At 39.6% G+C, this 14,802-nt stretch carries 14 protein-coding genes; 10 read left to right on the forward strand and 4 right to left on the reverse strand.

The features are described 5' to 3' along the window. Positions 1-41 precede the first annotated feature (41 nt). From ABS766_RS02710 to ABS766_RS02720, 3 genes are all read left to right on the forward strand, one after another. A complete protein-coding gene (locus ABS766_RS02710) occupies positions 42-704 on the forward strand; it encodes a DnaJ domain-containing protein (RefSeq protein WP_408083569.1) in 663 nt (220 codons plus the stop codon). A gap of 222 nt (positions 705-926) precedes the next feature. Next, positions 927-1,862: a helix-turn-helix domain-containing protein gene (locus ABS766_RS02715; RefSeq protein ID WP_408083570.1), complete on the forward strand. Its 936-nt coding sequence runs from the start codon at positions 927-929 to the stop codon at positions 1,860-1,862. Between the two features lie 104 nt (positions 1,863-1,966). Beyond that, complete coding sequence (locus ABS766_RS02720) at positions 1,967-2,731, forward strand: SDR family NAD(P)-dependent oxidoreductase (RefSeq protein ID WP_408083571.1); 765 nt, start codon at positions 1,967-1,969, stop codon at positions 2,729-2,731. A gap of 308 nt (positions 2,732-3,039) precedes the next feature. Here ABS766_RS02720 and ABS766_RS02725 read toward each other — a convergent pair whose 3' ends face one another. The 3 genes from ABS766_RS02725 to ABS766_RS02735 form a co-directional block, all read right to left on the reverse strand. Continuing rightward, on the reverse strand, positions 3,040-4,356 hold the full coding sequence (locus ABS766_RS02725) for a glycosyltransferase family 4 protein (RefSeq protein ID WP_408083572.1): 1,317 nt from the start codon (positions 4,354-4,356) through the stop codon (positions 3,040-3,042). 9 nt (positions 4,357-4,365) lie between these two features. Continuing rightward, entirely contained in the window at positions 4,366-6,852 is a 2,487-nt protein-coding gene (locus ABS766_RS02730) for a YfhO family protein (protein ID WP_408083573.1), read from the reverse strand. Between the two features lie 119 nt (positions 6,853-6,971). Continuing rightward, entirely contained in the window at positions 6,972-7,223 is a 252-nt protein-coding gene (locus tag ABS766_RS02735) for a DUF4834 domain-containing protein (protein WP_408083574.1), read from the reverse strand. Between the two features lie 128 nt (positions 7,224-7,351). On the opposite strand from ABS766_RS02735, the gene ABS766_RS02740 reads away from it, so the two are divergent. Continuing rightward, positions 7,352-8,326: a transporter gene (locus ABS766_RS02740; protein ID WP_408083575.1), complete on the forward strand. Its 975-nt coding sequence runs from the start codon at positions 7,352-7,354 to the stop codon at positions 8,324-8,326. Between the two features lie 5 nt (positions 8,327-8,331). Beyond that, the gene (locus ABS766_RS02745) at positions 8,332-9,450 is read left to right on the forward strand and encodes a GTP cyclohydrolase (protein WP_408083576.1); all 1,119 of its coding nucleotides are present in this window, start codon (positions 8,332-8,334) and stop codon (positions 9,448-9,450) included. Positions 9,451-9,540: 90 nt separating this feature from the next. On the opposite strand, the gene ABS766_RS02750 is transcribed toward ABS766_RS02745, so the two are convergent. Continuing rightward, positions 9,541-10,803, reverse strand: a complete 1,263-nt coding sequence (locus ABS766_RS02750; protein WP_408083577.1) for an aminotransferase class I/II-fold pyridoxal phosphate-dependent enzyme — start codon at positions 10,801-10,803, stop codon at positions 9,541-9,543. A 228-nt stretch (positions 10,804-11,031) separates the two neighbouring features. Between ABS766_RS02750 and ABS766_RS02755 the strand changes: the two genes are divergently transcribed. The 5 genes from ABS766_RS02755 (at position 11,032) to ABS766_RS02775 (ending at position 14,726) form a co-directional block, all read left to right on the forward strand. After that, the gene (locus ABS766_RS02755; protein ID WP_408083578.1) at positions 11,032-11,370 is read left to right on the forward strand and encodes a TM2 domain-containing protein; all 339 of its coding nucleotides are present in this window, start codon (positions 11,032-11,034) and stop codon (positions 11,368-11,370) included. After that, the gene (locus ABS766_RS02760; RefSeq protein WP_408083579.1) at positions 11,370-11,780 is read left to right on the forward strand and encodes a DUF2752 domain-containing protein; all 411 of its coding nucleotides are present in this window, start codon (positions 11,370-11,372) and stop codon (positions 11,778-11,780) included. Before ABS766_RS02755 ends, ABS766_RS02760 begins: the two co-directional genes overlap by 1 nt. Then, complete coding sequence (locus ABS766_RS02765; RefSeq protein WP_408083580.1) at positions 11,777-12,304, forward strand: hypothetical protein; 528 nt, start codon at positions 11,777-11,779, stop codon at positions 12,302-12,304. Before ABS766_RS02760 ends, ABS766_RS02765 begins: the two co-directional genes overlap by 4 nt. Next, on the forward strand, positions 12,301-12,873 hold the full coding sequence (locus ABS766_RS02770) for a non-canonical purine NTP diphosphatase (protein WP_408083581.1): 573 nt from the start codon (positions 12,301-12,303) through the stop codon (positions 12,871-12,873). Before ABS766_RS02765 ends, ABS766_RS02770 begins: the two co-directional genes overlap by 4 nt. A gap of 98 nt (positions 12,874-12,971) precedes the next feature. Then, positions 12,972-14,726 (forward strand): DEAD/DEAH box helicase, encoded by a 1,755-nt coding sequence (locus ABS766_RS02775; RefSeq protein ID WP_408083582.1) that lies wholly within the window; start codon positions 12,972-12,974, stop codon positions 14,724-14,726. The last annotated feature ends 76 nt before the right edge of the window (positions 14,727-14,802 follow it).

Consider the following 14,802-nt stretch of genomic DNA (forward strand, 5'->3'; position numbering starts at 1 on the left):
TATAAATTTTCTAAAAAATTTTAGTAACTTGTCTTTTCTAAATGAAAGACTACTATAAAATATTGGGGGTAAAACCGGGTGCATCTCAGGAGGATATTAAAAAAGCGTATAGGTTGCTGGCACTGAAATACCACCCCGATAAAAATGCTGGTGATGCCGCCAGCGAAGAGCGTTTTAAAGAGATATCAGAATCATATATAGTACTGAATAACAGTATAAAACGTAATGAATATGATTATGCACAAGGGTACCGCAAAAGTTATACCTACCGAAACCGGGAAGGGCAAACCTCACCTACCTCTTACCTGCTGCTCTTTAAAAATATTAAGGAACGTATTTTTAATGCCGGGGGAAATATAGACCGCAATGCTCTTTTTACAGTTATAAGCAATACGCTTTCAGATGAAACTATTGATTTTCTGATATATACCGGAGATGTAGCCACCAATAACCTTATTATGGACGAGGTTTTGGTTGCAGGAATTTTCCTTAACAATGAGCATAAACCCGTCATCCATGCCAAGCTCATTAAACTGGCCGATGGCAATACCCGCTACATAAAGCGTATAGCCGTTCTGGAAGAGCACAAAAGCCAAACCCACATCGACCCAGAACCTCAAAAAGAAGAAAAACCTCACATAACTATATACACAATACTGTTTTTCTTTCTCATTTTGGCAATAATTGTTGCATTGGCTGTGTAAGAGTAAAAGAAAAGCTATTTTTACGTTATGCATTTATAACCAATACATTAACCCATAAAAAATCCTTTTCAACATTTTATTTTTTTAAGGTATTTCACAATTACAGGACAGGATATTTCACACCTCCAACAATACTAAAACCTGGGTTTTTTATATCATAGAATTTATGACCGTAACTGTCAAATTATTTAATATCTTTGATTTTTACAAATTTTTGTTGCTATGGACATACAAAATAAATCACTCGATGAGTTTTATAAAGAGGCTGCCGAATTTACGGGAAAAGATATTGCCACACTCCTACCTCCCGGCATAAATAAGGATATAGGCCACTTTAATATATTTGATATTGCCGAAACCATGAAAGAGGTTAAGCTCAAAAATACTATGCCATATAACCGAAGGGCCTACTATAAAATAAGCCTGATACGCGGTAAAAACAGGGCCGAATACGCTGATAAAATTATACAGGTAGAAAAAAATGCTTTGTTATTTGCTACACCTAAAGTGCCTTACCATTGGGTGCCTCAGGACGAAAACCAGGCAGGCGCTTTTTGTGTTTTTACAGATGATTTTTTGCTGAAAAATAAAAGCGGTGTTGTGCTTGATGAATTACCAATTTTTAGATCTGGGGGGTATCCGGTATTTGAACTATCGGATGAAGAGGCAGATGACTTACACTTCATTTTCAATAAGATGAAAAAAGAAATTAATTCTGATTATGAATATAAGTATGATCTGCTCCGCAACTACGTGCTGGAACTTATACACCACGGGCAAAAGTTACAGCCGGCCTCAACTTTGCACTCTTCACAAAATGCTTCAGAGCGTATTATTTCCCTATTTATAGAGTTGCTGGAGCGGCAGTTCCCTATAGAATCGCCAAACCAGAAACTAAAATTGCGGTCTGCTAAAGAGTTTGCAGAAAGGCTTGCCATACATGTAAACCACCTTAATAAAGTTTTAAAGGAGAAAACAGGCAAAACAACCACAGAGTTTATCAGCCGCCGCATGGTACAGGAGGCTAAAATACTACTTAAACAAACCGATTGGAATATTTCGCAAATTGCCTACAGCCTGGGTTTTGATGAAGTGGCACATTTTTCAAACTTTTTTAAAAAACAAACTGAACTTGCGCCGCTTACTTTCAGGTCATGATAATATTTGAATTTTACAAATAACCGATTGAACTTTGCAAACACTGCCCTGCCCTGCTGACTTACCTTTGTTATATCAAAATTAATAACTAAAAAATAATAAAGATGGCAGCAAAAAACAAAATTGCATTAGTAACAGGCGGAAGCCGCGGACTTGGCAGGGATATGGCCCTTAACATAGCTAAAAAAGGTATAGATATAGTATTTACCTATAACAGTAACAAACAAAAAGCCGACGAAGTAGTGGCAGAGATAGAAGCCATAGGCCAAAAAGCACTTGCCCTACAACTCAACACTGCAAATGTGGCAGAATTTGATGGCTTTTTAGAAAAAGTAACATCGCACCTTAAAGAAGAAACAGGCAGCAAAAATTTTGACTTCCTTATAAATAATGCCGGTACGGCACTGTATGCCCCTTTTATGGAAACTACAGAGCAGCAGTTTGATGATATAATAGATATTCATTATAAAGGTGTATTTTTTCTTACCCAAAAAGCATTAAATTTTATGAATGACGGCGGCCGTATTATCAATATCTCATCTGGCTTGGCACGTTTTTCTTTTCCCGGGTCATCAGCATACGGCGCAACCAAGGGCGCTGTAGAGGTGTTGACGCGCTATCTGGCAAAAGAACTCGGCCCACGCGGTATAGCTGCCAACGTAGTTGCCCCCGGTGCTATTGAAACTGATTTTGGCAATGGCCATGTAAGGGATAATGCTGAAGTTAACAAACAGGTTGCCGGCGCAACAGCCTTGGGCCGTGTAGGATTACCCGAAGATATTGGTGGCGTTTTGGCCTTTTTATGTAGCGAAGAAGGGCGTTGGGTTAACGGGCAGCGTATAGAAGTATCAGGAGGTATGATGTTGTAATATTTTAAAACCAACTTACTGATATATGCGTATATATGATTATTACAGCGATTTTAAAAAGCAGAAAATATTTATTTATTAACTGGTATTAAATTCAAAAATAATTATTTATATTTACAGAAAATTTTGACAAAATATATAATATATCAATATAAAATGTTTGGCACGTTAATTGATATATTTAAAGAGAATCTCAAAATTCTTTTTGAGGTTTATTAATAATTGGTTGGTTGGTTTGTTAAGTCCCGTTATCTTCTCAAGATAGCGGGGCTTACTTTTTATACCTACCCTAACTATATTTATAGTTGTTATGTACTACACTGTTTAATTAAGTCGGCAAGGCTTTCGGTAAGTTTTTTACGCGAATATTGCTGTAAACCAATAGCATGAGAAAATAACTCACCCTTTTTATAGTGCTCAAAATACTGTAGAATGGCCTGCTTTATTAATGCTTTTTGCTGATAAGTAGCAAAAACCCCGGTATTGGTAGATTTTATTATAGATTCTATATCTGCTCCCTTGGGGCCAATAGCCAGTAATGGCCTTTCAGAAACCATATATTCAAATAGTTTTCCGGGTATAATTCCTTTGGTTTCTTCGCGGTCTATTTCAATTAAAAGTAATAGTTGCGACTTTCTTTGTTGGGTAATCGCTTCGGCATGGGGCACATATCCCATAGTAGTAATATAACTGCCAAGCCCGTGCTCATGCATAGCATGCAATACTTCCTTGCTGACAGCCCCTATAAGCTTAATTTCAAGAAATTTGCCAAAATCTGGCTGCTGTTTTGTCAGTTCTGCCAACACCTGCCATAACACCTGTGGGTTACGTTCTGACAGTAATGAGCCTATGTGGGCTATAGAAAATTTTTCATCAAGGGGTTGATGCGAAATTTTTTCGGTGTCATATCCGTTTGTAATAACTGACACCTGCACATTTGTCAGTCCCTCAAATTCTTTTTTTGTGGTTGGGCTGGTAACTACAATATGATCTGCCGAGGTAAGCACATGTTTTTCAAGAAATTTATGTTTTTTTGCCGCCCGGTTAGAAAGTTTAAGTTCTTTATGGTAACCAATACTTGTCCATGGATCTCTAAAATCGGCAATCCATTTTATATTATTTCTCTTTTTTAGTCCCAGGCCAATAAGGTGCAGGCTGTGTGGCGGCCCTGTGGTTATTACCACATCTACAGGGTTGTTTTTAAGGTAATCGGTTAAATAGCGTATAGATGGCTTAACCCACAGCACCCGTGCATCAGGTATAAAAACATTACCCCTAACCCACAGCATAAGCCTTTGTACAATGCTTTGTTTTTTCTTGTCAGGTATTATGCCACTGCTTATTTTTTTCGCGCTGCCTTTAGAAAGTACCGAGGCCCACGCATAAGGCTCTGTAATTTTTTGTTTAATAATAGTAACGCCATCGGGAATTTCTTCTATCAGGCGTTCATCCTGCAACGGATATGAGGGATTTTGTGGAATGTACACCACAGGTTCCACACCGTAACCGGGTAAATATTTCACAAATTTAAGCCATCGCTGTACTCCCGGCCCCCCGGCTGGTGGCCAGTAATATGTAATTATTAAAACCTTCAGCTTAGCAGATGGTTCGCCTGTAGTTTGCATATAAATAGTTTAGGCTGCCTGCGGGGCTTTCTGTATACGGAAATAGTAATACAGCCCCCCGGCAATAAGTAAAAGCATTAGTATACAGCTTATAAGAGAAATGGTGCCGCCGGTTTTTATAACCTGTGGATCAAATTTAAACTCTATGGTATGTGTTCCCGCAGGTACCTCCATAGCCCGTAAGGTATAGTCTGCCACAAAATGCGTGGCAGGTTTACCGTCAATATACGCCTGCCAGCCTTTGGGGTAATACACCTCAGAAAACACAGCGAGCCTTTTACCTTTATTTTCAGACCGGTATTTAAGATAATTGGGCTTATGGGTAAGCAATTGTATTGTGGCAGTACTGTCAGCAGCATAATCAGCAGAAAGTGAAATACCTTTATTGGCCGCTGTATTTACCAGTGCCGTGTTTTTAGTATCAAGTGTTTTTAACGCCTCAATTTCTTGATTGGCAGTGGTTACTTTTTCTACATTTTTTACAAACCAGGCAGCGCCATTGGCATGCGGGTTGGCAATGGGTACAGTCTGGTCACCGCCTGCCTGCAAAAGCATGTATTTTATATTAAGCATATCAAGCACCGGAAGGCTCTTGCCTAATGCCATATTTTGCTGGTCAATAGTACTAATAAGCCCCTGCAGCTCCGGCTCAACCCTATAGGTAAATAGTTCATCCATTTTTTGCGGGCGCACAGCACTGTAGCCACCAACAGAATTATAAAAGTACGAAGCACGGCCGTTTAACCTTCCGCCCACATCATACACACGGTAATAGCTGGTGTCCTGCAAAATATAATTATCAGCCTGCGAAGCGGTAAAAGGCTGCTCCATTGTGCGGGCACTTACAAAATCGGCTGTATTTACATAGTTTTTATCAAAAGCAAATAAGTCAATTACCAAAGCACTGCCAATAAGCACCACGGTTACGGTGGCAGATAATTTTTCTTTATATGCCGCATAAAGGCACCCCGTAGCAAAGGCAATAAACAAAAACGAACGGAGTACATCAGCCGTATACATTTCCATGCGTTGTTCCTGTAGTGCCTCTACAAACGCAGGACCTAATTGCCCGTACATTTGCATATACATCTGGTCATTCATTCCGGCAAAGTCAAAACTGCCTTTAAAAACAAAAATCAGCGCCAACAGCCCCAGGCACACCGAAGCCGATTTCCATAATGCCTGCCATTGGTCTTTTTTATCGGTGGTAAAAAACGACTGTAATCCCATAAAAGCCAGCACAGGCATACACAATTCCAGTATAACCTGTATAGATGAAACCGCCCTGAATTTATCATACAGGGGCACAAAATCTATAAAAAAGTTAGTGAGTACCGGAAAGTTTTTACCCCAGGAGAGCAATAAAGAAACTATAGCCCCAATAAGAAAAGCATATTTTACTTTACGCCTGTCAATAAACAGCGCCAGTACCGCCAGAAAAAATACTATAGCCCCAATATAAGCCGGGGCTTCTACAATGGGCTGGTCTCCCCAATAGGTGGGTACATTGGCAGCAAAGTTTTTAGCATCAGCGGCAGATGCTCCCTGGGCCAGTAAAAAATCATACATCACACTGTTTTCGCCAACATCTTCCCTGTTTCCGCCACCAAACATACGTGGCACAATAAGGTCAAGGCTTTCGGTCACACCATAACTATATTCAGTAATATAGTCATAGTCCATAGCAGCAGTATTAGTGTCGGTACTGCCATCGGGTTTAATGGTAAGGTCACTTTTACTGCGTATGCTGAATTTGGTATATTCTGCCGTTGCCATAAGGTTAGAAGCATTAGCCCCTACTGACAATATGGCGCCAAATAGCAATATGACTATAGAAGCAAACAGGTGCTTATACTCTTTATTCTTTATAAATTTCACTGTAAACCATATCCCTATAACCAGCAATAGCAACAGCAGGTAATATGTCATCTGGAAGTGGTTGGCATTAATTTCTAAAGCCGTTGCCAGCATAGTGAGCAGCCCCCCAATAACATAGCGCCGCCTGAAAACCAACAACACACCTGCCACAACCATAGGCATATAGGCAATGGCATGAGCCTTGGCATTATGCCCAACACCCAGTATTATAATAAGGTAAGTACTTAATCCAAAGGCAAGTGCGCCAAAAAAAGCTTTTAGTGGATCTATACGCAAAGCGCATAAAAGAATATAAAAGCCAAGGAAATATATAAAAACATAATCAGCAGGGCGGGGCAAAAAGCGCAGCACACTGTCTAACTGTTTAATGTAATTGTGGGGATATTTTGCACCCAATTGGTAGGTTGGCATACCGCCAAAGGCATTATTGGCCCAGTAAGGCTCATCGCCGGTTTGCTGGCGAAAATCATTTTGTTCGCGGGCCATACCCGTGTATTGTACAATATCTGACTGGTATATCTGTTTTTTTTGCAGTACCGGATAAAAATAAACCAATGATACAATTACAAAACCAATGATGGCCAGAAAGTGAGGGTAAAACCTGTTTAAATTTTTCATGTGAAGAAAATAAGTCTGTAAAAACGGTGTGAAGATACTTATTTTCCTAAAAAATAAAGCAGGCTGTGGCCTTAAAAAATAAAAACCTGTCAGCGCACTAACAGGTTTTATTTATAATGTTATTCTATCTCTTCAAAATCTATATACTCGCCTACTTTTTTCTTTTCCTGTGGTTTTTCAGCGGCTTTTTGCCGGGGCTGCCGGTAATCATCCTGTTTGGTATGGCTTTCATACATATGTTGTTCGGCTTTCTTAACTACCTGCTGCACAATTACAGGTGCAAGCAGTTTCATTATAAACCTCAATGCATAAAAAGCTACTATTATAATTAAAACGGTTCTTATAAAGGATGAAAAATAAGCTAAATCCATGTCACAAAATTTTGTCAAAAATACGTAAAATACTACTTAAATATAAATTAAAACATCCAAAATAATAATAAATATAGTACTTTTGGAATTGTTTACAGTATTACAATAAACGAGCCAAACAGTATTTTATGAAGAAGATTTTACTTTTTACGGCAGTCCTTTTTTCAGTGGTTTCCCATGCACAATATACAGACCAGATTAACAGCAACCGCCCCGGCCAGTCTATGATGGCATTTGCGGTAGGTAAAACTGTTTTTCAGATAGAGACAGGCGTTAACGCCCGTATGGAAAAGCATAACATACTTAATTATGAAAGCTATGGCGGGGTATTTGACCTGAGCCTGCGCTATGGTGTATTTTTTGAGGAATTAGAAATTGTAACCAATATTCAGTATGAGGTAGACCAGTATAGTGATGCTTTATATACCTATACCCGTAATGATTTCAGGCAGGCCGTAATTGGCGCCAAATACCTGGTGTTTGACCCTGATAAAAATTATAAGCCCGAAGTAAACCTTAAAAGCTGGAAAGCCAACCATAAATTTAAATGGCATAGTATTATACCCGCCGTTGCCGTTTATGCCGGGGTAAACCTACAGGGAAAAACGCCATACAGCTTTCCGGAAGACGGTTTTAGCCCCAAGGCCATGATTTTATTACAAAATCATTTTGGCAAATGGGTTTGGGTAAACAATATTATAGCCGATAAAATTACTACTGATTATCCCAGCTACGGATTCATTACTACATTAACCCGTGGGTTTAATGAAAAATGGTCTGGCTTTTTTGAAGTACAGGGCTATAGCAGTGATTATTATGCCGATGGCATTACCCGTATTGGGGCTGCACACCTGCTTAGCGATACTATGCAGATTGATGCCTCTATTAGTACCAACTTTAAAAACACACCTTCTATACTATATGGCGGCATTGGCTTTTCATGGCGTTTTGATGCCGATTACAATGACATTTTGCTGCCCGGTAAAGGCAACCGTGAAGACCTGTTGGAAGAAGACAAGGCGAAAGAAAAAAAAGAACGTGACAGAAAGAAGAAAAAGCGCGAAGCAAAGCGTGAATTTGATACTGACCCGGACGGAAATTAATTTTTATGATCTCGATAAAAGAAGTTACAACAAAAAAAGAACTTAAGGAGTTTATTAAATTTTCTTTTACATTATTTAAAGATAACCCTTACTGGATACCCCCTCTTATAAGCGATGAGCTGGAAACCTTTGATAAAACAAAAAATCCGGCGTTTGAAAATGCAGAAGCAAAATTTTATATGGCTTATAAAAACAATAAGCCCGTAGGAAAAATTGCCGCTATAATAAACTGGCAGGAGATAAAAGAACAGCAAATACGCAAAATACGCTTTGGCTGGTTTGATGTAATAGATGACATTGAGGTAACCAAAGCCTTGCTGGAAAAAGTATATGAATATGGCCGGCAGCACAACCTTGAATATACCGAGGGCCCTATGGGCTTTAACAATCTGGACAAGGTGGGTGTACTTACCGAAGGCTTTAAAGAAAAAGGTACTGCCATAAGCTGGTATAGCCCCGAGTATTATAAAGAACATTTAGAGCAACTGGGCTATGTTATGGAAAAAGAATGGATTGAAAGCGAATTTCCGTTTTCTAATATTAACCCTGATGATTTTAGGCGCGCTAGTGAAATGGTTAAAAAGCGCTATGGGCTAACCCCGCTGCGCCTTACCAAAACTAAAGATGTAATGCCTTATGTAGATGAAATGTTTGCATTGTTTAATAAAACATATGAAAAACTTTCTTCTTTTGTGGCTGTTACCGATGCCCAGCGTGATTATTTCAAAAAGAAATACATTGGCCTCATAAACCCGGAATATATTAAGTTTATTGTTGATAAAGAAGGCAAAATGGTTGCTTTTAGCATTGTGATGCCTGATTTTGCCGATGCGCTAAAAAAAGCAAACGGCAGGTTGTTCCCCTTTGGGTTCATACACCTGTTACGGGCAAAAAAACGCAGTAAAAGTGTGGCCTTTTACCTTATTGGTATTGATGAAAAATACCAGAATAAAGGGCTTACTGCTATTATATTTGAAGAAAATTATGAATCTTTTACAAAAAATAAGGTAGAGATGTGCATCCGTACACCTGAGTTGGAAGAAAACCATGCTGTGCATAATTTATGGAAAGCCTTTAATGCAAGAATCCATAAGCGCCGCAGGACATATCGCAAAGATTTATAACTTAAAAGAAGTATAAATAAAAATTATATAGTTATAACAAAACAGGCTGCCTTTTGGCAGCTTGTTTTGTTATATAGAACTGAATTTCAGTTATTCAGAAACATCTACGGTATTACGTTCTGCTAATTGCTTATAAGTACCGTTTTCAAGCTTTTCGCGTATGGCCTCATAGGCATTCAGTGTCTGTTCAATATCATCCATGTTGTGAGAAGCTGTAGGTATCATCCTTAATAATATAATACCCTTAGGTATTACCGGATATACTACGATAGACAGGAATATATTATAATTTTCCCTCAGGTCATTTACCAGTGCCATAGCCTCTGGTATGCTACCTTCAAGATATACTGGTGTAACGCAGGTATTAGTATCGCCTATGTTAAATCCTTTTTGTTTTAAGCCGTTTTGCAACGCGTTTACGTTCTCCCACAACTTTGCTTTAAGCTCTGGCATAGTACGCAGCATTTCAAGGCGTTTAAGGGCTCCTTTCACAAATATCATAGGCAGTGCCTTAGCAAACATCTGAGAGCGAAGGTTATACTTTAAAAAGTCTATAACGTCTTTATCCGCGGCAAGAAATGCACCTATACCAGCCATAGATTTTGCAAAGGTAGAAAAGTATACATCTATACCATCCTGGCATCCCTGTTCCTCACCTGCACCTGCGCCAGTAGCGCCAAGCGTACCAAAGCCATGGGCATCATCTACCAGCAGCCTGAAGTTGTATTTTTCTTTAAGGGCAACTATCTCTTTAATTTTACCCTGCTGCCCGCGCATACCAAACACACCTTCGGTAATTACCAAAATACCGCCGCCGGTTTGCTCGGCCATGTTAGTAGCCCTTTCAAGATTTTTCTCAAGGCTCTCCACGTCGTTATGCATGTAAGTAAAACGCTTACCCATATGCAGGCGTACGCCATCTATAATACAGGCATGAGAATCTACATCATATACAATAATATCATTTTTAGATACCAGGGCGTCTATGGTGCTTACCATACCCTGATAACCAAAATTTAAAAGGTAGGCCGATTCTTTCTTTACAAAAGAGGCTAATTCCTGCTCCAGTTTTTCATGCCAGCTGGTGTGACCGCTCATCATACGTGCCCCCATAGGGTATGCCGCACCAAATTCAGCAGCCGCTTCAGCATCCGCTTTACGCACCTCCGGATGATTGCCAAGCCCAAGATAATCATTTATACTCCAGTTAATTACCTCCTTACCATGAAACATCATCCTGTTGCTCAGGTCGCCTTCAAGCTTAGGAAATACGTAATAGCCTTCGGCTTGGGAAGCCCATTTACCTAACGGGCCTTTATTTTTTTGAATCCTTTCGAATAAATCTTTAACCATACATTCAAATATATATTATTGTTTGTTTAAAAAAACGCACCAAAATTAGTTATTAAATTGCAACTCTCATAATATATTTACAATTCATTAAGCACAGGTTAAGTTAGGCATTTAAAAACTGTAACTCCTAAACATAATTTATCATAAATTATTACTATATCCTTATTTTTATTATTACAGAATAACTTTTTTATTATATTTACGCAAAACCAATAAACATACATTATAATGGAACAATCTAAAGTTGAAAATTACCTTATGGTAAACAGCAAGTATTTTAAGCCTGCACATCTTCAATACCTTCGCGACCGCCTTTTAATTCTTGACGAATCTAAGTGGTTTGCCGTACAAAGCATTGAGTTAAAAGCACCGGATACCACATTGTTAATTTCTATTTTTGCAGGTGGTTTAGGTATTGACCGCTTTTACATTGGCGATACCGGCCTTGGTGTGGGTAAGCTTTTAACAGCAGGCGGCTGTGGCATCTGGGCCATTGTAGACTGGTTCCTGATACAGGATGCTGCCCGCGAAAAGAACATGGAAAAAATGCAAATGCTTTTAGGCTAATGACAAAAAAAAGGCTATACCTGCTCACGGGGCTTTTACTTGTGGCAGGTTATGGCTATTTGTGTTGGGCTTTTTTATTTAATAACCATACCCACAGTACAACCACCTTATGCCTGTTTAAAAACACTACAGGCCTGCCCTGCCCCGGCTGCGGCAGCACACGTGCAGTACTAACACTGGCTCAGGGTCATGTAATTAAAGCTGTTTTAATAAATCCCCTGGGCATATTTATTGCCCTTTTTATGCTTATAGCCCCACTATGGTTAGGTTATGACCTGTTTACTAACAAAAACACCTATCACAAAGCGTATCACAAAACTGAAGAAGTTTTAAAAACAAAATGGGTAATCGCATTTTTTGTTATAGCAACGGCAGCCAACTGGTTGTGGAATATACATAAAGGCTTATGACAGACAATTCCCCTAATAAAGCACAACAACTTTATGAGTATGAAGAGGCTGGCAATGCTTATCTCATGGCAGTTGTAACCGTTATTGCGGGGGTTCCCCTGCCCGTTATTAATATTATTGCTGCCCTTATTTATTACCTGGCAAAAAGAAAAGCATCATATTTTGTACGCTGGCACTCACTACAGGCACTGTTAGCCCAATGCATTGTAATACCATTTAACAGCATAGCCCTGTTATGGACAATCAACATAATTTCATCAAGGGTAATATTAAACGGTAACCCTTTTGGCCTGCCAAAGCGGTATTACACTAATATTTCAATACCGGAAGGTGCACTAACAACACCGTCAGCACTATATTGGGCCTACCTGGCTTTTGTATTATTTTTAAACATTTTTGAGTTTATTGCTGTAATTTCAACAGCAGCCGGGGTACGCAAAGGCAAAAAAGTGCGTTGGTTTGTAATTTCGGGAATTACCGATTTACTTTGCAGTAAACAAAACCGCGACCCATATACCGTATGAAATTAGTTTTTGCCTCAAACAATAAGAACAAAATAGAAGAAATAAAGCACCAGTTACCAGGTGATATAGAACTTTTAAGCCTTGAAGACATAGGCTGTTTTGAGGAGATACCCGAAACTGCCACTACTATTGAAGGAAATGCTATTTTAAAAGCCGATTATGTAACCAAAAACTACGGCTATAACTGCTTTGCCGATGATACCGGGCTGGAGGTTACTGCACTAAATGGCGCACCCGGGGTATACAGCGCACGATATGCAGGAGAGGCTAAAGATGCCAACGCCAATATGGATAAACTGCTGGCCGAATTAAAAACCGCAAAAGACAGGTCTGCCAATTTTAAAACAGTTATAGCGCTTAACCTAAACGGTAGTCAATATCTGTTTACAGGTATAGTAAACGGAATAATTACAGAAGAGAAAACAGGCGATAAAGGTTTTGGTTATGACCCTGTATTTAAGCCGGAAGGCAAAAACCTTACTTTTGCGCAAATTTCTTTACAGGAAAAAACAGCAATGAGCCACCGTGGCAGGGCGGTAAAAAAGCTTATAGATTTCCTCAACAAATAACATATTGACATTCAGTAATTAGGGTAAAAATAATTCTGCGTAGCGCATTAGCTAATATGCTTAATAAAACGTACCTTTGCGGCTTATTTAAAGCATATATGAACAAATTTGAACAATTAGGGCTTAATGAAGCGCTTTTGAAAGCGATTAATGACCTTGGATTTGAAACCCCATCTGAAGTACAGGAAAAAGCAATTCCCTTATTACTTGAAAAAGATACTGATATAGTTGCACTGGCGCAAACCGGAACAGGAAAAACTGCAGCTTTCGGTTTCCCGCTAATCCAGAAAATAGACCCGGAGAACAGGAGCACGCAGGCGCTTATCCTTTCTCCCACACGCGAACTTTGCCTGCAGATTACAAACGAGATAAAATTATATTCAAAATACATACACGGCCTTAATACCGTTGCCGTTTACGGCGGCGCGAGTATTAATGACCAGGCACGCGATGTAAAACGCGGCGCACAGATTATTGTGGCAACGCCCGGCCGTATGCAGGATATGATAAACCGTGGGCTTGTTAACATTACCCAAATAGATTACTGCATTCTTGATGAAGCTGATGAAATGCTTAACATGGGCTTTTATGATGATATAGTATCTATACTCTCTAACACCCCCGAAGATAAAAGTACATGGTTGTTTAGTGCTACCATGCCGCAGGAAGTTGCCCGTATAGCAAGGGAGTTTATGCGCAAGCCGCTTGAAATAACAGTAGGCCACAAAAACTCCGGTTCTTCAACTGTATCGCATGAGTTTTACCTTGTGAATGCACGCGACCGTTATGAAGCTTTAAAACGCCTTGCCGATGCCAACCCCGATATATTTTCGGTAGTGTTTTGCCGTACTAAGCGCGATACCCAGGCAGTTGCCGAAAAACTTATTGATAACGGATATAATGCTGCAGCCCTGCATGGCGACCTAAGCCAGGCACAGCGCGACAGCGTAATGAAATCGTTCCGTAGCAGGCAGATACAAATGCTTGTGGCAACCGATGTTGCTGCACGCGGTATAGATGTAGACAATATAACGCATGTAATAAACTACCAGCTGCCTGATGATATAGAAACCTATAACCACCGTAGTGGCCGTACAGGCCGTGCCGGTAAACTGGGTACCTCTATAGTGATTACTACTAAGAGCGAAATGCGCAAAATTTCTGCCATAGAAAGGACTATTAAGCAAAAGTTTGAGGAAAAGAGCATACCATCTGGTATGGAAATTTGTGAAATACAGTTACTACACCTTGCTAACAAAATTCATGATGTAGAAGTAGACCACGAAATAGACTCGTATCTTCCGGCTATATATGAGGTAATGAAAGACCTTAGCAAAGAAGAACTGATTAAAAAAATGGTTTCTGTGGAGTTTAACCGTTTTCTTAATTACTATAAAAAGAATAAAGATATTTCCAGCAGCAGATCTGGAAACGACCGCAGTGCCGAAGATTTTTCATCTGCCGGTGGTGCCGTACGCTTTTTTATAAATATAGGCTCGCGTGATGATTTTGACTGGATGACCCTGAAAGACTTTTTACGTGATACCCTTGGCCTGGGCCGAGATGATATTTTTAAAGTGGATGTAAAAGAAGGATTCTCTTTCTTTAACACCGATGCAGCCCATGCAGAAGAAGTGATGAGTGTGCTTAACAGCATGCACCTTGAAGGCCGCCGTATTAATGTTGAAGTGTCTAAAAATGACAACACCAGAGACCGCCGCAGGGACCACAACGGCCGCAGCAATTCAAAAAATGACAGGCGTAGCGACTTTGCCGGAAGAAATACCCGCGACAGAAAACCGCCACGCCGTAGTGATGCCCCTTTCAGGGAAAAAAAGCCTAAAAGAGGTTAACAGGCTGTACTTAGCCGTTAAAAATTTTTAATATACCACATACTAACTACAAAATATCGCGTTTGTTTATTACTTT

Source organism: Flavobacterium rhizosphaerae (assembly GCF_046000445.1).
GTDB classification, from domain to species: Bacteria; Bacteroidota; Bacteroidia; order Flavobacteriales; family Flavobacteriaceae; genus Flavobacterium; species Flavobacterium rhizosphaerae.